Source organism: Streptomyces sp. NBC_00503, assembly GCF_036346895.1.
Classification (GTDB): domain Bacteria; phylum Actinomycetota; class Actinomycetes; order Streptomycetales; family Streptomycetaceae; genus Streptomyces.
The window spans coordinates 5263914-5282795 of the sequence record NZ_CP107855.1 but is presented as its reverse complement, the minus strand read 5'-3'; the positions used below and the strand labels follow the sequence as shown (position 1 = coordinate 5282795).

Sequence of the window (18882 nt, the reverse complement as noted above, 5' to 3'; positions counted from 1 at the left end):
AACTATGCGCGTGATGGCACAGGTCGCGATGGTCATGAACCTCGACAAGTGCATCGGCTGCCACACCTGCTCGGTCACCTGCAAGCAGGCGTGGACCAACCGGCAGGGCACCGAGTACGTCTGGTTCAACAACGTCGAAACCCTCCCCGGGCAGGGCTACCCGCGCCGCTGGGAGGACCAGGAGAAGTGGAAGGGCGGCTGGGAGCGCACCCGTTCCGGCAAGCTCCGCCTCAGGGCCGGCGGCCGGCTCGCCAAGCTGGGCAAGATCTTCGCGAACCCGGACCTCCCGGAGATCGACGACTACTACCAGCCGTGGACCTACGAGTACAAGAACCTCACCGAGGCCCCGGCGGGCGACGACATGCCCACCGCCCGGCCCGTCTCGCAGCTCACCGGCGAGCCGATGGACAAGATCGAGTGGGGTCCGAACTGGGACGACAACCTCGGCGGCGCCCCCGCGCACGCGCCGAAGGACCCGATCGTCGAGAAGATCCGCGACGAGGTCGGCGAGAAGATCCGCTTCGAGTTCGAGCAGAGCTTCATGTTCTACCTCCCCCGCATCTGCGAGCACTGCCTCAACCCGGCGTGCGTCTCCTCCTGCCCCTCGGGCGCGATGTACAAGCGCGAGGAGGACGGCATCGTCCTGGTCGACCAGGACCAGTGCCGCGGCTGGCGCATGTGCGTCAGCGGATGCCCGTACAAGAAGGTGTACTTCAACCACCGGACCGGCAAGGCCGAGAAGTGCACCTTCTGCTTCCCGCGCATCGAGGTCGGCATGCCGACCGTGTGCTCGGAGACGTGCGTCGGCCGGATGCGCTACCTCGGCGTGATGCTCTACGACGCCGACAAGGTCGCCGAGGCCGCGGCCGTCGAGGACGAGCACGACCTCTACCCCGCGCAGGTCGAGTGCTTCCTCGACCCCGAGGACCCGGCCGTGATCGCCGCCGCCCGCGCGGCCGGCATCACCGACGAGTGGCTCGACGCGGCGCGCAGGTCCCCGGTCTACGACCTGATCGCCACCTACCAGGTCGCCCTCCCGCTCCACCCGGAGTACCGCACGGTGCCGATGGTCTGGTACGTGCCCCCGCTCTCCCCGGTGGTCGAAGCGGTCGCCGCCACCGGCAGCGACGGAGAGGACGCCGGCAACCTCTTCGGCGCCATCGACGCCCTGCGCATCCCCGTCGAGTACCTCGCCGCGATCCTCACGGCCGGTGACACCCAGCCGGTGGAGGCGGTGCTGCGCCGGATGGCCGCGATGCGCGCCTACATGCGACGGATCAACCTCGGCGAGGAGAAGGACGAGTCCATCGCGAGGGCGGTCGGGCTGTCCGGGCAGGAGATGGAGGACATGTTCCGCCTGCTGGCCATCGCCAAGATCGAGGACCGCTTCGTGGTCCCCACCGCCGCCCGCGCCGAGGCCGAGGCCCTCTCGGACTCCCACCCGATGGACGCGATCGACCAGGGCTGCCCGGTCGGCGAAGTGACCGAACCCCGGGTGATGCTCAACCTCAGTCCCACCAGGAGGAGTTCGTGAGCAGATATCCGAGCACCGGGCATGCGCTGGTACGGCTGGTCGCGGGCTGCGTGCTGCAGTACCCCGGCGACTACTTCCACGACGAGCTCCCCCGGCTCCGTGCGGCCCTCACCGGGGCGCCCGCCGAACCGGCCGCGCTGCTCGGCGCGTTCCTCGACGAGGCCGAGGCGCAGACCCCGATCGAGCTGTGCTCCCAGTACACCTCGACCTTCGACACCCGCAACCGGCGCTGCCTCTACCTCACCTGGTGGGTGGACGGCGACACCCGCCGGCGCGGGCTGTCCCTGGTCCGGCTGAAGCGGATCTACCGGGACTTCGGGCTGGAGTTCGCGAGTGAGGAACTGCCCGACTTCCTGCCCGTGGCCCTGGAGTTCGCCGCCCGCGAGGAGGAGGCCGGCACGGAGCTGCTGCAGGAGCACCGGGCCGGGCTGGAGCTGCTGCGGCTCGCGCTCACCGAGTCCGGATCCCCGTACGCCCGGGTCCTGGAAGCCGTCTGCGCGACGCTGCCCGGGCCCTCCCCCGAGACCAGGGCCGAGGCTAAGGCGCTCGCGAAGAACGGGCCGCCGCAGGAACTGGTGGGCGCGGGCTCGGCGCTGGAGCCGTTCGGGCCGGGCATCGACATGCCGCTCGACTTCCCGTCCTCGGCCCCCACCGACCTTCCGTGGCCCACCACACCCGAAAGGATCCCCGCCTGATGGACCTCCTCCTGTGGGGCGTGCTCCCGTACGTCTCGATCGCCCTGCTGATCGCGGGCACGGTCTGGCGGGCCCGGTTCGACAAGTTCGGCTGGACCACCCACTCCTCGCAGCTGCACGAGTCGCGGCTGCTGCGCATCGGCTCGCCGCTCTTCCACTTCGGCATGCTCTTCGTGGTCCTCGGCCACGTCGTCGGCCTGCTGATCCCCAAGAGCTGGACCGACGCGGTGGGCCTGAGCGACCACGCCTACCACCTGATGGCCGTCTCCACCGGCACCGTCGCGGGCCTCGCGGCCGCCGTGGGCATCGGCATCCTGGTCTACCGGCGCTTCAAGGTCCCGGCGGTGCGCAGGGCCACGCTGCGCAGCGACCACCTGATGTACACCTTCCTGCTCGGCGCGATGGTCCTGGGCCTGACCGCGACGATCATGAACTCCACGGGGATGACGAACGACTACAACTACCGCGACGGCATCTCGCTGTGGTTCCGCAGCCTGTTCACCTTCACCCCGGACTACCACCTGATGGCGGGCGCCCCGCTCGCCTTCAAGATCCACATCCTGTTCGGCTTCACGCTGTTCGCGCTGATCCCGTACTCGCGGCTGGTGCACATGTTCTCTGTGCCGCTGAAGTACCTGTTCCGGCCCTACGTGGTCTACCGCAAGCGGGATCCGAAGCAGCTCGCCAACCGCCCGAGCAAGCGCGGCTGGGAGCGCGTCTCATGACGCGGCCCCCGACGCACCCGGCCCGCCCCGCGAAGACGGTGGTCCGCCGGCCCCGGCACGACGTGTCCGACCGGCCCTTCATCGTGATCTGGGAGGCCACCCGGGCCTGCCCGCTGGCCTGCCTGCACTGCCGGGCCGAGGCGCAGACCGCCCGCCACCCCGAAGAGCTGGACGGCGCGGACGCCCGCCGGGTGATGGACCAGATCGCCGCCTTCGGCAAGCCCGGCCCGCTCTTCGTGATCACCGGCGGGGACCCCTTCCAGCGCGCCGACCTCACCGACCTGGTGGCGTACGGGACCTCGCTGGGCCTGCGGGTCGCGGTGTCCCCGTCCGGTACGCCGACGCTGACCCGGGAGAACCTCGTAGCCGTGCGGGAGGCGGGCGCCATCGCGCTCTCCCTCTCCCTGGACGGTTCGACGGCCGAGCGGCACGACGCCTTCCGTGGGGTGCCCGGGGTGTACGACTGGACGCTGGAGGGCTGGCGGGCGGCGCGGGAGCTCGGGCTCAAGGTCCAGATCAACACCACGGTCACCCGCGACAGCCTGGCGGACCTCGCCGACATCGCGGCCCTCGTCAAGCGCGAGCGCGCGATGCTGTGGTCGGGGTTCATCCTGGTCCCGACCGGGCGCGGCGAGCAGCTGGACTCGCTCACCGCCGCGGAGATCGAGGACGTACTGCACTTCCTGTACGACTGCGGGGCGGTGATGGCCACCAAGACCACGGAGGGCCACCACTTCCGCCGGGTCGCGCTCCAGCGCACCGTCCTCGACGCCCGCGGGGAGCGACCGGTCCTGGGAGAGCTCTACGAGCGCCTCACCGCCCGCGCCCGCGAGCTGGGGTTCTTCGAGGGCGAGCAGCGGGCCGTGCGCCGGCCGCCGATGGACGTCTCCTCGGGCCGCGGGTTCGTCTTCATCTCGCACACCGGCGAGGTGCACCCCAGCGGGTTCCTGCCGGTCTCGGCGGGCAACGTGAAGAACCACCCGCTGACCGAGATCTACCGGGGTTCGGCGCTGTTCACCAAGCTCCGCGACCCCTCGCTGCTGCGCGGGAAGTGCGGGGCGTGCGAGTTCAAGACGGTGTGCGGGGGGTCGCGCTCGCGGGCGTACGGCTTCACGCGCGACGTGCTGGAGGCCGACCCGTACTGCGCGTACGAGCCGGGCAGCTTCCCTTATCAGGAGGACCTCAGGGCTTTGGCCGAAAGCATGAGGCGCTGAATCACTGGGTTCTCATATGTTTCATATGGGAACATATCGGCCTCGTGGCCACAGGAGAACACAATGCGTTCATTGATCGTCATCGGTGGCGGAATCAGCGGCCTGGCCGCCGCGTGGCAGTTGCGCGGCCAGGCCGACGTGACCGTTCTGGAGAGCAACGCCAAGGTCGGCGGGAAGCTCCGTACCGGCACCATCGCCGGAATCACCGTCGACGAGGGCGCGGAATCCCTGATGGCCCTGCGCCCGGAGGCCGTGGAACTGGCCGCCGCCGTCGGACTCGGCGGCGCCCTCTGCGACCCCGCGAAGGCCCCCACCACCATCTGGACCAACGGCGCACTGCGCCCGCTGCCCGCCGGGCACGTGATGGGCGTCCCGACCGACCCCTCCGCACTGATCGGCACCGGCCTCCTCTCTCCCGAGGGCGTCGCCCGCGTCACCGCCGAGGAGACCCTCCCCGCCACCCCGCTGACCGAGGACTGCTCGGTCAGCGCCTACCTGGGCGGCCGCTTCGGCCAGGAGGCCGTCGACCGCCTCATCGAGCCCATGCTGGGCGGGGTCTACGCCGGCCTCGCCGACCGGCTCTCGCTGCGCGCCGCCATGCCGCGGATCGCGGCCCTCGCCGAACAGGGCACCCCCCTGCTCCCCGCCCTGCGCCGGATGCGCGCCGCGGGCGCCCCGCGCTCGGCGGCCGTCGCCGTCCAGGGGGTCGTCGGCGGCACCGGACGCTTCCCGGCCGCCGTCGCCGAAGCCTGCGGAGCCCGCATCCTCACCGGTACGACGGCCCGCTCGCTCCAGCGCGTGGCCGGCGACCGCTGGCGCGTCCAGGCGATGACCGGCGACGGAGCCCTGACGATGGAGGCCGACGCCGTCATCCTGGCCCTGCCCGCCTTCGCCTCGGCGGAACTGCTGCGCCCCCACTCCCCGCTGGCCGAGGCCGAACTCTCCTCGATCCCGCACGCGTCGACGGCCGTCATCACCATGGCCTTCTCCCGCGCCCAGGCCCACTTCCTCCCCGAGGGCAACGGCTTCCTGGTCCCGCCGGTCGACGGACACACCCTCAAGGCCGCGTCCTTCCTCTCCAACAAGTGGTCCTGGCTGCGCGACGCGGCCCCCGACACCTTCGTCCTGCGCGCCTCCATCGGCCGCATCGGCGAGGACGAGCTCCTCGGCCGCCCCGACCGCCACCTGGTCCGCTCGGCCATCGCCGAACTCCACCACGCGGTGGGCCCGATGGGCGAACCCCTGGCCACCCGCGTCACCCGCTGGGACCGCGGCCTGCCCCAGTACGGCGTGGGCCACCGCGAACGCGTCGCCCGCATCCGCGAGGCCGCCGCCAAGCTCCCGGGCCTCGCCCTGTGCGGCGCGGCCTACGAGGGCGTCGGCGTCGCCGCCTGCGTCGCCACGGGCCGCAGCGCGGCGAGGCAGATCCTGTCGCAGCCGTAGGCGGTGCCCGCCTTTTGTATCGAGCGGGTATCGGGAAGCACTTGACCAGTCATCTCATCGGGATACCGGGTCGTGGTGCGAGGGGCAGCGGCCACCGCTGCCATATCGTTCCCAACAGGTAGCCGCCCACCGAACAGGAGTCATCCGCCCGTGTCCTCCCCCACTCCCGTCCGCGTGCTGCTGGTGGAGGACGACGACCTGATGCGCCGGTCGTTCGGCGTCTCCCTGGAGCGCTACGGCTACCGGGTGACGGCCGCCGCCGACGGCCTCACCGGCCTCGAATCCTTCCGCGACGGCACCTTCGACGTGCTGATCCTGGACGTGATGCTGCCCGGCCTGGACGGGATCGGCCTGTGCCGCCGGGTCCGGGAGAGCAGCCAGGTGCCCATCCTGATGATGTCGGCCCGCGGCGACGGGCTGGACATCGTCGCCGGCCTGGAGGCCGGGGCCGACGACTACGTGGTCAAACCCGTGGACACCAACGTGCTCGTGGCACGCATCCGTTCGCTGCTCCGGCGCGCGACCTACGCACCCGCCCCGGCAGCCGGACAGGCCGCGGGCGACGGACCCGCCCCGGCCCCGGCCGAGGGCGAACTGCTGGCCTTCGGGGACCTGACCATCCACACCGGCGGCCTGGACGTGTCCGTCAACGGCAGCCCCGTGGCGCTGACCCCGACCGAACTGAAGCTGCTGCTGGAGTTCGCCGCCCACCCCGGCATCGTCCTGGAGCGGCACACCCTGCTGCGCAACGTCTGGGACTACGGCTGGGACGGCGACAGCCGGGTCGTGGACCTGTGCGTGCAGCGGCTGCGCGGCAAGCTCGGCCGGGACCGGATCGAGACGGTCCGCGGCTTCGGCTACAAGCTCAGGCGCTGAGAGCGGTGCCCCCGTTCGACCGGCCGCGACGGCCCCGGGTGACCCTGCGCTGGAAGATCGCCGCGCTGGCGGCCGCCACGGCCTGCCTGGTGGCGGTGGTGGTGGGGCTGCTGGTCCACGCGTGGACCGCCCACGACATCCGGCACCGGGCCGAACGGCAGGCCGTCGACGCCGTGGTCTCGGCCACGGACGTCTACCGGCGCACCGGGACCCTCACGAACAACGCCCGGCTCGATCCGGCCGAGCTGCCGTACGCGCTGAGCAACCCGACCGACGACCACCCGCACCAGTCCTACGGCGGGAACCTCCCCGGGAGCACGGACCCGACCGTCTGGGGCGCCCAGCGCACCGGCGGTCCGGGCAGCCCCGTGCTGGCGGTCCGGATCGCCATCAACGCGGAGTTCCGCGAGCTGTACCGGCTCGACCTGACCATGGCGGTGGCCTCGCTCATCGCCCTCGCGGTCACCACGCCCCTGGCGGCCTACGGAGCCGGGGTGCTCGCCCGCCGGCTGCGGCGGGTCTCGCAGACGGCGGTCCGGATCTCCGCCGGGGACCTGGACGCCCGTACCGGACCCACCAGGGGCCGTGACGAGGTGGCCGACATCGCCGCCACCGTCGACCTCATGGCCGACACCCTCAGCCGACGGCTGCACGACGAGCGACGGTTCACCGCCGACGTGGCCCACGAACTGCGCACCCCCGTCGGCGGCCTGCTGGCCGCCGCCGACCTGCTGCCCGCCGGTGAGACGGAGGACCTGCTCCGGGCCCGGGTGCGCGATCTGCGCGGCCTGGTCGAGGACCTGCTGGAGATCTCCCGGCTGGACGCCGGAGCCGAACAGCCGGTCCGCGCCCGGGTGCCGCTCGACGCGGTCGTACGGGAGGCCGTGGTGCGCACCGGCTTCGACGCGGAGGTCACCGTCACGGGCGCCGGGTCCGGGTCGGGGTCCGAGTCCGGGTCGGGGGCCGGGTCCGAGTCCGCCTCCGCCTCCGCGCAGACGGTGGAGACCGATCCGCGCCGCCTCGAACGGATCGTCGGCAACCTCGTCATCAACGCCCACCGGCACGGGCGGACCCCGGTGGAGGTAACCGTCGAGGACCACACCGTGGTCGTGCGCGACCACGGCTCCGGCTTCCCCGAGCACCTGCTGCGCGACGGCCCCCGCCGCTTCCAGACGGGTGCCACCGAGCGCGGCTCGGGCCACGGCCTGGGCCTGACGATCGCCCTGGGCCAGGCCCGGCTCCTCGGCGCCGAGCTCCGTTTCACCAACGCCCCGGACGGCGGCGCCGTCGCCACCCTGCGCCTGCCGCGCTGAACGCCCGGCCCCTACAGCCCCTACAGAACCGATACAAACCGGAGCGACCGCCGATACGAGGAGCCCCGGGGCCCCGATACGTTCCCCCGACACCCTTCGGAGTGCACCGTCCGCACCCGTAGAGGAGTCCTCCGTGACCGCCCCCCTTGCCCCGAACACGCTGCAGGCGCCGACCGGCATCGCGGCCGCCACCACCGGCCTGTCGAAGGTCTACGGCAGCGGAGACACCCGCGTCGTCGCCCTGGACGACGTCAGCGTCTCCTTCCGCGAGGGCGAGTTCACCGCGATCATGGGCCCCTCCGGCTGCGGCAAGTCCACCCTGATGCACTGCGCCGCCGGGCTCGACTCCTTCAACTCCGGCTCCGTCCGGATCGGCACCACGGAACTGGGCACGCTGGGGGACGAGCAGCTCACCCGGCTGCGCCGCGACCGGGTCGGCTTCATCTTCCAGGCGTTCAACCTGCTGCCGACCCTGACCGCACTGGAGAACATCACCCTCCCGCTCACCGTCGCCGGCCGGAAGCCCGACCGGCAGTGGCTGGACCACGTGGTCTCGATGATCGGCCTCTCCGACCGCCTCGGCCACCGCCCCGGGCAGCTGTCCGGCGGGCAGCAGCAGCGCGTCGCCGTGGCCCGGGCCCTGGTCGCCCGGCCCGCGATCATCTTCGGCGACGAGCCCACCGGCAACCTCGACTCCCGCGCCGGGGCCGAAGTGCTCGGCTTCCTGCGCGATTCGGTGCGCGAGCTGGGCCAGACCGTGGTCATGGTCACCCACGACCCCGTCGCCGCCGGCTACGCCGACCGCGTGGTCTTCCTCTCCGACGGCCGCCTGGTCGACGAGATGACGCAGCCCACCGCGGACCGGGTCCTGGACCGGATGAAGGCCTTCGACGCCCGCTCCCGCACGAGCTGACCCGTCCGCCTTCCCGCACCGCACCAGCCGCCCGCCCGCTCCCCCGGGCCCGCCTCCCAGGATCCGCATCCCATGTTCCGAACCGCCCTGCGCAACGTGCTCGCGCACAAGGCCCGCCTGCTGATGACCGTCTTCGCGGTCATGCTCGGGGTCACCTTCGTCACCGGCAGCCTCGTCTACGGCGACAGCATGAAGCAGGCCACCGCCGACCGGGCGAGCGCCGGCTACGACCGCATCTCCCTCAACGTCTCGCCCGACACCGCCCCCGGCGCCCCGCCCGCCACCCTCGACGCCGGCACCGCGGCCACCCTGGCCGGGGTCCCGGGCGTCGCCGCCGCCGCGGGCCGCGTCAACGGCTTCGCGGCCGTCGCCGACCACGAGGGCCGGCTGCTGGGCAACAACGACTCCCGCAAGGGCGGCAACTTCGCCCCGGGCGCGAACGGAGCGGACCCGGCCTACGAGTTCGAGGAGGGCACCGGACCGGTCGGCGACAAGGCCGTCGCCCTCGACGAAGCCTCCGCCGCCCGGGGCGGATACCGTGTCGGCGACACCGTGCGCGTCGGTACGAGCACCGGAGCCGAGTCCTACCGGCTCAGCGGCGTCTTCCGCACCGACGCCTCCAAGCTCTCCCCCGGCGGCAGCCTCGTGCTGTTCGACAATGCCACCGCCCAGCGGCTGTACCTCCAGCCCGGCCGGTACACGGACATCGAGATCACCGCCACGCCCGGCACCGACGCGAACCAGCTCCTCGGGCGCGTCGAAGCGCTGCTGCCCAAGGACACCAGCGCGATCACCGGCGCCCGGCTCGCCCGGATCCAGGCGAACCTCGCCTCCAGCGGCAGCGACACCATGAGCCAGATCATGGTGGGCTTCGCGGCGGTCGCCCTGTTCGTGGCCACCTTCCTCATCTCCAACACCTTCACCATGCTGATCTCCCGGCGCACCAGGGAGCTGGCCCTGATGCGCGCCGTCGGCGCTTCCCGCAAGCAGGTGCGGCGCATCCTGCTGGCCGAGTCCGTCCTCGTCGGCCTGATCGCCTCCGTGGCCGGCATCGTGGCCGGCACCGGGGTCGCCGCCCTGCTCCAGACGCTCTTCGCCCCCGCCGACAGCCCGGCCGCCCCGCTGGTCCTCCTCCCCGCCACCGTGATCATCGCGCTGGTGGTCGGCACCGCCCTGCCCGTGATCGCCGCGTGGGTCCCGATCCGCCGCGCCATGGCCATCCCGCCCGTCGCCGCGCTCAGCGCGGCCGAGCCCCCCGCGCCGGCGCGGGCCGGCTCCCTGCGCACCGGCATCGGCGCCGCTCTGGTGCTCACCGGCGCCGCCGCCATGCTGTACGGAGCCCTCGCCGCGGATTCGGACGCGAAGGACGCCCGGACCGTCATCGGCCTCGGCGCCGCCCTCATCCTGACCGGCACCATCGCCCTCATCCCGCTCCTGTCCCGGCCGTTCGTCGCCCTGTTCCGGCCGCTGCTGATCCGCCTGCGTCCGGTGGACGGGGACCTCGCCGCCCGCAACACCGTGCGCGACCCGCGCCGCACCGGCGCCACCGCCGCCGCGCTCGCCATCGCCCTCACCCTCGCCTCGGGCCTGTCCGTACTCGGCGCCTCCGCCACCCAGTACCTCGACGGCGCGACCACCCGCGACCTCACCGGCGACTACCTGGTGCAGGCCCCCTCGGGCGGGCAGCGGATGACCCCCGCCACCGCGGAGCCCCTCAAGAAGCTGACCGGCGCCACCTACAGCCCGCTCAACCAGTCCACCGAGTACCGGATCGGGGGCGTCAGCTCCGTACTGACCGGCGTCGACCCCGCCGCCATAGGCCGCCTCCTGCGCTACGAGGTGACCGAGGGCTCCCTCGACAGCCTGGGCCAGGGGAAGATCGCGGTCGCCGAGTACAAGGCCAGGGCCAACGGTTGGAAGGTCGGCCAGCAGCTCACGGTGAAGCGGCAGGACAAGCAGGGCGAGGTCACCGTCGGCGCGATCTACCGGGCGGAGGAGCAGAGCAAGGTGCTGCCCAGCATCACCGCACCCGATTCCCTGGTCTCCCGGTACGACGCCACCCCGTACACCGACGCGATCGTCGTGGCCACCGCCGGCGGCCCCGGCCGGGCCCAGCTCGCGAGCATCGTCAAGGCCCTCGGCGACAACCCCGCCCTGTCGGTCCTGGACAAGGAGGGCATCCGGGCCGAGGACACCAGCGGCATCGGCGACCAGCTCAACATCTTCTACGCCCTGCTCAGCATGGCCCTGGTGATCGCCGCCCTCGGCATCGCCAACACCCTCGCGATGTCCGTCCTCGAACGCCGCAAGGAGATCGGCACGCTGCGCGCCATCGGCCTGGACCGCGCCGGAGTGACCCGGATGATCCGCACGGAGGCGCTGCTCGTCGGCGCCCTCGGCGCGGTCGTCGGCACGGTCATGGGTGTCTTCATGGGCTGGGCCATGGGCCGCACCCTCCAGGAGAGCGTCGTCGGATACTCCCTGGTCATCCCCTGGGGACGGCTGGCCCTCGGTGTCCTGCTGGCCATGGCCGGCGCGCTGCTCGCCTCGCTCTGGCCGGCCCGCCGGGCCGCCCGGGTCGACATCCCCGCCGCCACGGCCGCGCACTGACGGTTCGCTCCCCGCGCCCCCGCGCTGACCCGGATGGGTCAGCGCGGGGGCGCAAGTGGCGAGGCACGCACAGGATGAGGACATGCCGACAAACGCCCTGCGGGTCGCCGCTTCCGCCGCCGTCGCCGCCGCACTCCTCGCCACCAGCGCCTGCTCCGACGGCGGCGGCAAGGAGAAGAGGGGCAAGGACGGCGCCGCCCAGGGGGCCAAGGCCCTGAAGTGGGGGGACTGCGAGGCCCCCACCGCCGCCGAGGGCGGCGGGCAGGTGCCCGGGAAGGACTGGCAGTGCGCCGTCCTGGAGGTGCCCCTCGACTACGCGAAGCCCGAGGGCGAGACCATCGAGCTGGCGCTCATCCGGGCCAAGGCCCGCGACAAGGACAAGCGGATCGGGTCCCTGGTCTTCAACTTCGGCGGGCCCGGCGGCTCCGGCATCACCACCCTGCCCGGCGCGGCCAGCGAGTACGCGGCCCTGCGAGACCGGTACGACCTGGTCAGCTTCGACCCGCGCGGGGTCGGCCGCAGCGCGCCCGTGAAGTGCGAGGACGACAAGCAGCTGGACGCGTACTACGCCTCCGACTCCTCCCCCGCCACCCCGGAGCAGGAGAAGGCCTTCCTGGAGAGCATCGACAAGTACCAGAAGGCCTGCGAGGCGAACTCCGGCAAGGTGCTTCCCCACGTGGGCACCGAGAACGCCGCCCGCGACCTGGACCGGATCCGCCAGGCCCTCGGCGACGAGAAACTGAACTACTTCGGCATCTCCTACGGCACCGAACTCGGCGGGGTCTACGCCCACCTCTTCCCCAAGAACGTCGGCCGGGCCGTCTTCGACGCCGTCGTCGACCCGACCAAGACCTCGGAGGAGGGGGCGCTCGGCCAGGCCAAGGGCTTCCAGCTCGCGCTCGGCAACTTCGCCCAGGACTGCGTGAACCGCGGGGACGCCTGCCGGCTCCAGGGCAGCACCGCCAAGGAGATCGAGGCGAACGTCATCGAGCTCCAGAAGAAGCTGGCGGCCAAGCCCGTCACCGGCATCGGCGACCGCATGCTGACGGAGACCGCCGCGACCAACGGCATCGCCCAGTCCCTGTACTCCAAGGAGCTGTGGCCGCTGCTGGAACAGGGCCTCGACGAGGCCGACGGCGGACAGGGCCAGCTGCTGCTCGCCCTCTCGGACGCGCTCAACGGCCGGGACCAGCAGGGCCGGTACAGCAACATCGGCGCCGCGAACGCGGCGATCAACTGCGCCGACTCCAAGGAGCGGCCCACCCTCGCCCAGACGAAGGCGAAGCTGCCGGAGTTCCGTGCCGCCTCCCCCGTCTTCGGGGACTTCCTCGGCTGGGCCATGATGAGCTGCACCGACTGGCCCGTGGCCGGAGCCTGGAGCACCCCGGACGTCTCCGCCCCGGGCTCGGCCCCGATCCTGGTGATCGGCAACACCGGTGACCCGGCGACCCCGTACGAGGGCGCGCGCAAGATGGTGGAGCGGCTCGGCCCGGGCGTCGGCGTGGAGCTGACCTACAAGGGCGAGGGCCACGGGGCCTACAACAGCGGCGACAAGTGCGTGCAGCAGGCCGTGAACTCCTACCTCGTGGACGGCAAGGTGCCCGGCGCGAACACCGTCTGCACCCCCTCGCCCTCGACCTCGGCCTCGCCGTCGCCCTCCGTGTCGGCGCTCTGAGCCCCGCCCGCAACGCCGTGAGGGCCGTGCTCCGCTCGAAACGAGCGGGGCACGGCCCTCACGGGTGACACGACTGCTGGGCAGAGCGGTTTAGTAGACCGGCTTCTCGGGCTCGATCTGGTGCACCCAGCCGATGACGCCGCCGCCGACGTGGACCGCGTCCGCGAAGCCCGCGGACTTCAGGACCGCGAGGACCTCCGCACTGCGGACACCCGTCTTGCAGTGCAGGACGATGCGCTTGTCCTGGGGCAGGTCCGCCAGGGCGGTGCCCATCAGGAACTCGCCCTTGGGGATCAGCTTCGCGCCGGGGATCGAGACGATCTCGTACTCGTTGATCTCGCGGACGTCGATGATCTCGATGTTCTCGTCGTTGTCGATCCACTCCTTGAGCTGCTTGGGAGTGATCGTCGACCCGAGCGCGGCCTCCTGGGCCTCCTCCGACACGACGCCGCAGAAGGCCTCGTAGTCGATGAGCTCGGTGACGGTCGCGTTCGGACCGCAGACCGCGCAGTCGGGGTCCTTGCGGACCTTGACCTGGCGGTACTGCATCTCCAGGGCGTCGTAGATCATCAGACGGCCGACCAGCGGCTCGCCGACGCCCGTGAGGACCTTGATGGCCTCGGTGACCTGGATGGACCCGATGGACGCGCAGAGCACGCCCAGTACGCCGCCCTCGGAGCAGCTCGGGACCATGCCCGGCGGGGGCGGCTCCGGGTAGAGGCAGCGGTAGCACGGGCCGTGCTCGGACCAGAAGACCGAGGCCTGGCCGTCGAAGCGGTAGATCGAACCCCATACGTACGGCTTGTTCAGCAGCACGCAGGCGTCGTTGACGAGGTAGCGCGTGGCGAAGTTGTCCGTGCCGTCGACGATGAGGTCGTACTGGCTGAAGATCTCCATCACGTTCTCGGCTTCGAGCCGCTCTTCGTGAAGGACCACGTTGACGTACGGGTTGATGCCCAGCACGCTGTCACGGGCGGATTCGGCCTTGGAACGGCCGATGTCCGCCTGGCTGTGAATGATCTGGCGCTGCAGGTTCGACTCGTCGACCTCGTCGAACTCCACGATGCCGAGCGTGCCTACGCCGGCCGCGGCCAGGTACATCAGGGCGGGCGAGCCGAGTCCGCCGGCACCCACCGCGAGCACCTTGGCGTTCTTCAGGCGCTTCTGCCCGTCCATCCCGACGTCCGGGATGATCAGGTGGCGGGAGTACCGACGGACCTCGTCGACGGTGAGCTCAGCAGCTGGCTCTACCAGGGGTGGCAGCGACACGGGCACTCCGGAGATGGGGATCATCCCCGCATGCGCGGGGACCACGGTTGGTTACTCTCCCCACAACACTGCCACGCACCCTTTCATTCCGAGACACCTGTCCCGATCCGCGAGACGATTTCGTCCCAGTACCCGGGCATCGAGGCCCACGGGTCCCGGTCGCCGGCGCCGCGCCGGTCGGTGAACCAGATGGTTCCGGCCCCCTGCCAGCGGGCGATCCGGACCGCCTCCTCCAGGTGCGTGCGGGGCACTCCGTGGACCAGGTGGCAGAACCGCTCCGGCGGGTGGTCCGCCGTCCATTCCGCCACCTGCGACCAACGGTAGTCGGCCCAGGTCCCGGAGAAGGTGACCAGCTGGTCGGCGGTCTCCGCATAGCCCTCGCACGGGTGGGTGCCCTGTCCGAGGACGATCCGCAGGTCCTCGCCGAGCCCCCGCAGGGTGTCCACGACCCGGCGCACGGAGGCCAGTTCCGCCGGGCCGGACGGGGCCTCGGCGAGGTAGAAGCCGCCGACCCGGTACCAGTCCCGGTAGCGGTGGGCGTCGGAGACCAGCTCCCCGAAGGACCGCTCCCCGTCCCGCATCGCGAGATGGCCGAGGACCACGCCGCCCGCGTTACGGAGCTTCGCGGCCGCCTCGGTGCAGTGCGGGTCGGGCCGGCCGCCCGGCCCGTCCGTGACGTTGAGCACGGCCCAGTGCAGCGGGGTCCCGGGCCGGGTCAGCTCGGCCCACTCCACCGGGGCCAGCAGCGGATGCGCGTACCCGGGGACGCCGAGGCCGAGCCGGCCCGTCCCGGTGGCCGCCGCGGCCGCCGGGGTGCTCAGATGCGGCACGCCGCCTCCATCCAGATGTCCGCGAGGGACTCCTCCAGGTTGATCCTGGGCCGCCAGCCGAGCCGGTCGCGGGCGGTGCGGACGTCGGCCTGCTGCCAGGCTCCGCAGCCGTCCGGGTAGGGGTACGGGGGCTGTGCGGCCTGGGCTGCCGCCAGCTGCTCGGCGGTGGCCTCGGAGCGCGGGGAGCCGATGGCGGCGAGCCCCGGAGGGCGGCCCCCGAGCCCGTGCTGGCCGTGCTGCTGGGGGTGCTGGCCGTGCTGGCCGTGCTGCGGTACGTCGAGCTCGTGCAGGGAGCCCGCGTACCCGGCGACCCGCGCCAGCACGGCCGCCGCGTCGCGCAGCCGGACCGCCCGCCCGGTGCCGATGTTGACCACGCCCTGGGCCGCGGACAGCGAGGCGGCGTGCACCGCCCGCGCCACGTCCCGTACGTCGACGAAGTCGCGCTGGACGCCGAGCCCGCTGAGCTTGAGCTCGCCGTCCCCGGACTGCATCGCGCGCCGCATGGCCTCGGCGAGGCGGCCGAGCGGGGATCCTGCCGGGGTGCCGGGGCCGACGGGCGAGAAGACCCGTAGGACAACGGCGTCGAGCCCGGAGCCCAGCACCAGTTCGGTGGCGGCCAACTTGCTCACCCCGTACGGTCCGCCCGGTCTGGGCACGGCGTCCTCGGCCGTGGACGATCCGGGCTGGCTGGGGCCGTACTCGGCGGCGCAGCCGAGCTGGACCAGCCGGGCGCCGCAGCCGCTGCGGCGCAGCGACTCGCAGATGGTGGCCACGGCGACGGTGTTGTGCCGGGTCAGTTCCCGGGCGCCGCCGCGGGTGGCGCCCGCGCAGTTGATGACCACGCCCGGGTGGACGGCGTCGAGGAACCGGGTGAGCGCGCCAGGACTGCCGCTGGCGAGGTCGAACCGGACGTCGGCGTCGTCGCCCCGGCCGAGCACGGTGAGCTGCACCGCGGGGTCGGCGAGCAGGCGGTCCGCCACGTAGCGGCCGAGGTATCCGTTGGCTCCGATCAGCAGCACCCTCATCGCGCGGCCCCTTGGTTGGTTGGCTGGCCGGTCATGTCCTGTTTCTCCTTGCTGGGTGGGATGGGTCGGTACGGGGGTACGCGCTTCGGTGTCGGCTTCCGAAGGGCTCAGGAACGCGCATGCGCGGAAGCCCGCGACAGGGCGAGGACGGCGGGTACGAGGAGTCCCGCGGCGGCGAGGAACGCCGCCGCCGGGATCGGGAGCACGGCGAGGACCAGCCCCGCCAGGACGGCCGGGCGCGGGGCGCCGTGGCCGAGCATCAGCCGGGTCAGGAACAGCAGCACCGCGAGCGGTACGGCGACGGCGTACGGGGCTGCGGCCAGCGCGGCCGCCCCCGCGGCGGCCGCGGTGAACAGCAGCACGGTGCCCAGCAGCAGCGGCCGCACCCCGTCGGCGAAGTCCTCCAGGGCCCGGCTGCCGGCGAGCCTGCGCCGCGCCCTGGCCGCGAAGACGGCGCCGGCCAGGTGTCCGGGGGCGACGGCCACGGCCAGGGCGACCCCGAGCGGGGTCCCGTGGCGCAGGACGGCCCAGCCGACGACGACGGCCGCGAGCAGGTACACCCCGGCGGGGAACCTGCCCCCGGCGGCCCGGCCCGGCCACCCGAGGGCGGCGACGGTGGCGGCCGCAGCCAGGGCTCCGGCCCAGGGCACCCCGGCGGCCGCAGCTCCGAGGGCGAGGGCCCCGGGCAGCAGGGCGCATCCGAAGCCCCGTACCGCCCGGGGGTCGACCGGGATCCCGGCGAACGGGGCGGGCGGGGTCTGGGCGCGGGGGGTCCGGGCGTAGAGCTCCTCCGCGAGGGAGAAGACGTCCCGGTGGCGGAACCGGGCGGCGGTGCGGTCGGTGATCCCGTGCGCCTCCAGGCCGGCCGCGATCTCCAGGGAGTCCACGGCGCGTTCGCACAGGTCCCGGTGGCGGTGGAGCAGCGCCTTGACGGGATCCCCGCCGAGTCGGGGCCTGCGCCGCTGGGCCGGGTCGACGGGGACGGCTTCGTCCAGGGGGACGGTCATCCCGAGACCTCCGAACTCGTGAGGGGGGTGCTCTCCGGCAAGGTGCTGTCCGGCGGTGTGCTCTCCGGCAGGGTGCTGTCCGGCAGGGCTGCCCAGGTCGGGGTGGCCCAGCGGCCCGGGACCCGGGCTTCGGGGGGCTGCTCGAAGGGGACTCCGGTGGCGGCTCCGTCGGGGCGGGCCGGGCCCCGGGCCAGCAGCCGCAGGTAGGACTCCTGGAAGGCCTCGACGTTCTGCTCGACGGTGAAGAGTTCCAGGGCGCGCGCCCGGGCGGCGGCCCCCAGCCGCTGGGCCCGCTCGGGGTCGCGCAGCAGCGAGACGCAGGCTTCGGCGAGCGCGCGCGGGTTGCGCGGGGGCACCACGAGCCCGGTTCCGCCGATCACCTCGCAGACGGCGCCGACGTCGGTGGAGACGGTGGCCCGGCCGCAGAACATCGCTTCGACCAGGGTGATCGGGAAGCCCTCGATGACGGAGGAGAGCACGACGACCCGCCCGGCGCCGTACGCGTCGGCCGCGGACGGGGCCTCGGGGGCTCCGACCACCTCGAAGGTGACCGGGTTCTCGCCGACCGCGTGGGCGTCGGCGGCCTCGTCGGGGAAGAGCTGGGCGGCGAGCGAGCGGCAGTCGGCGAGGTACTGGACCGAGGCCTCTCCCGCGGCGACGGAGGTCGCGAAGATCCGCAGCCGCGCGGCCGGTTCGGACCTGCGGACCTCGGCGAAGGCGTGGAGGAGGGCGATCAGGTCCTTGGCGGGCTCGATCCGGCCGATCCACACGAGCGTGTCGGGGTCCCCGCAGGAGGTGTCCTCGCCGACGGCGGCGAATCGGTCCGCCTCCATCCCGGGGTAGACCGTGCGCAGCCGCTCGCGCGGGGCCCCGCAGCGTTCCTGCCAGCGCCGCGCGTGCGCGTTGCCGGGGGTGAGCAGATCGGCCTGGGCGTAGATCTCCCCGGCGAGGCGGGTGTGGAAGGCGGCGAGCAGGGCCCGTACGGCCGGCCGCTCGCCTGGCGCCGGCTGCTCCAGGTAGTGGGCCCGGAGCTGGACCCCGTACTCGGTGACCAGGAGCGGCACCCCGAAGAAGCGTTTGGCCAGGAGGCCGGGCAGCGCCGCCACCCCGCCCGCGGCCGCGTGGCAGACGTCGACCTCGCGGAGGTCCTCGTACCAGTCCAGGGACAACGGGCGCAGCAGCCGCTCCAGTTCGTCCACGAACTCCAGCAGGTCGGCGACCTGCACCCGCTGTACGGTCCTGCTCGATCCCGGCGCGCGGCAGGCGGACTCCACCGCCCGTACGGCGGTCTCGGAGCGCAGCGCCGCGCACAATCCGCCCTGGTCACCGGCGAGTTCGGCCAGTGCGTACAGGCCGTCCGCGAACCGTCCGGCGTCGGCGCCGCAGATCCCGCGGACCAGTTCCGTGAAGGCGGCGGCGAAGCGGCGGCGCTCGCGGCGCCCGTAGCTGCGGCCGTCGTCGGCCGGGGCCCACAGCGGGGCGGTCAGCACCCGGGTGACGTGGGCGGGCAGCGGGACGCGGCCGCGCTCTTCCTGCTCGGCGCTGCGGCTCAGGGCGTAGAGCTCGAACTCGTGCTGCGGGAGCCCGCGCACGAGCCGGTCGCACCACAGCCTCGCTTCCCCCGTCGCATACGGATAACCACCTTCCGTGAGCAGTCCGATCCGCACGAGTGGCACCCCCGATCTCCCGTTGCAGGCGGTCTCCGTCGGTCCGGCGACCCGCCGGATACGAACTCAAGCGGATATGCCGAAGG

15 protein-coding genes are annotated in these 18882 nt (G+C 72.9%); 10 read left to right on the top strand and 5 right to left on the bottom strand.

What is annotated here, in order from left to right; all coding sequences use genetic code 11:
- Positions 1-4 precede the first annotated feature (4 nt).
- The 10 genes from narH to OG490_RS24600 all read left to right on the top strand — a co-directional run bounded on the left by narH (position 5) and on the right by OG490_RS24600 (position 12998).
- Positions 5-1534, top strand: coding sequence for a nitrate reductase subunit beta (gene narH, locus OG490_RS24645; protein WP_330298454.1), 1530 nt, complete (start codon positions 5-7; stop codon positions 1532-1534).
- Positions 1531-2229, top strand: coding sequence for a nitrate reductase molybdenum cofactor assembly chaperone (narJ, locus tag OG490_RS24640; protein WP_330298453.1), 699 nt, complete (start codon positions 1531-1533; stop codon positions 2227-2229). The genes narH and narJ overlap by 4 nt, the downstream gene beginning before the upstream one ends.
- A complete protein-coding gene (gene narI / locus OG490_RS24635) occupies positions 2229-2954 on the top strand; it encodes a respiratory nitrate reductase subunit gamma (RefSeq protein WP_330298452.1) in 726 nt (241 codons plus the stop codon). The genes narJ and narI overlap by 1 nt, the downstream gene beginning before the upstream one ends.
- The gene (locus OG490_RS24630) at positions 2951-4168 is read left to right on the top strand and encodes a TIGR04053 family radical SAM/SPASM domain-containing protein (protein WP_330298451.1); all 1218 of its coding nucleotides are present in this window, start codon (positions 2951-2953) and stop codon (positions 4166-4168) included. Before narI ends, OG490_RS24630 begins: the two co-directional genes overlap by 4 nt.
- 63 nt (positions 4169-4231) lie before the next feature.
- A complete protein-coding gene (gene hemG / locus OG490_RS24625) occupies positions 4232-5611 on the top strand; it encodes a protoporphyrinogen oxidase (protein ID WP_330298450.1) in 1380 nt (459 codons plus the stop codon).
- Between the two features lie 201 nt (positions 5612-5812).
- A complete protein-coding gene (cseB, locus tag OG490_RS24620; RefSeq protein ID WP_443065974.1) occupies positions 5813-6487 on the top strand; it encodes a two-component system response regulator CseB in 675 nt (224 codons plus the stop codon).
- Positions 6488-6492: 5 nt separating this feature from the next.
- The gene (locus OG490_RS24615; protein ID WP_330298448.1) at positions 6493-7800 is read left to right on the top strand and encodes a HAMP domain-containing sensor histidine kinase; all 1308 of its coding nucleotides are present in this window, start codon (positions 6493-6495) and stop codon (positions 7798-7800) included.
- A gap of 133 nt (positions 7801-7933) precedes the next feature.
- Positions 7934-8713, top strand: coding sequence for an ABC transporter ATP-binding protein (locus OG490_RS24610; RefSeq protein ID WP_443065869.1), 780 nt, complete (start codon positions 7934-7936; stop codon positions 8711-8713).
- A gap of 72 nt (positions 8714-8785) precedes the next feature.
- Positions 8786-11323, top strand: coding sequence for an ABC transporter permease (locus tag OG490_RS24605; RefSeq protein WP_330298447.1), 2538 nt, complete (start codon positions 8786-8788; stop codon positions 11321-11323).
- A gap of 82 nt (positions 11324-11405) precedes the next feature.
- On the top strand, positions 11406-12998 hold the full coding sequence (locus tag OG490_RS24600) for an alpha/beta hydrolase (protein WP_330298446.1): 1593 nt from the start codon (positions 11406-11408) through the stop codon (positions 12996-12998).
- Positions 12999-13088: 90 nt separating this feature from the next.
- Here the strand turns inward: OG490_RS24600 and moeZ are convergent, their stop codons facing one another.
- The 5 genes from moeZ to OG490_RS24575 all read right to left on the bottom strand — a co-directional run bounded on the left by moeZ (position 13089) and on the right by OG490_RS24575 (position 18796).
- A complete protein-coding gene (gene moeZ, locus OG490_RS24595; RefSeq protein WP_330298445.1) occupies positions 13089-14267 on the bottom strand; it encodes an adenylyltransferase/sulfurtransferase MoeZ in 1179 nt (392 codons plus the stop codon).
- 83 nt (positions 14268-14350) lie between these two features.
- Positions 14351-15097: a spherulation-specific family 4 protein gene (locus OG490_RS24590; RefSeq protein WP_330298444.1), complete on the bottom strand. Its 747-nt coding sequence runs from the start codon at positions 15095-15097 to the stop codon at positions 14351-14353.
- Positions 15085-16122, bottom strand: a complete 1038-nt coding sequence (locus tag OG490_RS24585) for an NAD-dependent epimerase/dehydratase family protein (RefSeq protein ID WP_330298443.1) — start codon at positions 16120-16122, stop codon at positions 15085-15087. The genes OG490_RS24590 and OG490_RS24585 overlap by 13 nt, the downstream gene beginning before the upstream one ends.
- Before the next feature lie 107 nt (positions 16123-16229).
- Positions 16230-17129 carry a hypothetical protein gene (locus OG490_RS24580; RefSeq protein WP_330298442.1) on the bottom strand — a complete coding sequence of 300 codons (900 nt, stop codon included), beginning with the start codon at positions 17127-17129 and terminating at the stop codon, positions 16230-16232.
- Positions 17126-18796, bottom strand: a complete 1671-nt coding sequence (locus OG490_RS24575) for a DUF3492 domain-containing protein (protein ID WP_330301050.1) — start codon at positions 18794-18796, stop codon at positions 17126-17128. The genes OG490_RS24580 and OG490_RS24575 overlap by 4 nt, the downstream gene beginning before the upstream one ends.
- Positions 18797-18882: the final 86 nt, after the last annotated feature.

Excerpts from the sequence above, each read along its gene's own strand:
- cseB (WP_443065974.1), top strand. The coding sequence starts at position 5,813 with ATGCGCCGGTCGTTCGGCGTCTCCCTGGAGCGCTACGGCTACCGGGTG.
- OG490_RS24585 (WP_330298443.1), bottom strand. The coding sequence starts at position 16,122 with ATGAGGGTGCTGCTGATCGGAGCCAACGGATACCTCGGCCGCTACGTG.
- OG490_RS24605 (WP_330298447.1), top strand. The coding sequence starts at position 8,786 with ATGTTCCGAACCGCCCTGCGCAACGTGCTCGCGCACAAGGCCCGCCTG.
- OG490_RS24600 (WP_330298446.1), top strand. The coding sequence starts at position 11,406 with ATGCCGACAAACGCCCTGCGGGTCGCCGCTTCCGCCGCCGTCGCCGCC.
- OG490_RS24630 (WP_330298451.1), top strand. The coding sequence starts at position 2,951 with ATGACGCGGCCCCCGACGCACCCGGCCCGCCCCGCGAAGACGGTGGTC.
- hemG (WP_330298450.1), top strand. The coding sequence starts at position 4,232 with ATGCGTTCATTGATCGTCATCGGTGGCGGAATCAGCGGCCTGGCCGCC.
- OG490_RS24580 (WP_330298442.1), bottom strand. The coding sequence starts at position 17,129 with ATGACCGTCCCCCTGGACGAAGCCGTCCCCGTCGACCCGGCCCAGCGG.
- narI (WP_330298452.1), top strand. The coding sequence starts at position 2,229 with ATGGACCTCCTCCTGTGGGGCGTGCTCCCGTACGTCTCGATCGCCCTG.
- narH (WP_330298454.1), top strand. The coding sequence starts at position 5 with ATGCGCGTGATGGCACAGGTCGCGATGGTCATGAACCTCGACAAGTGC.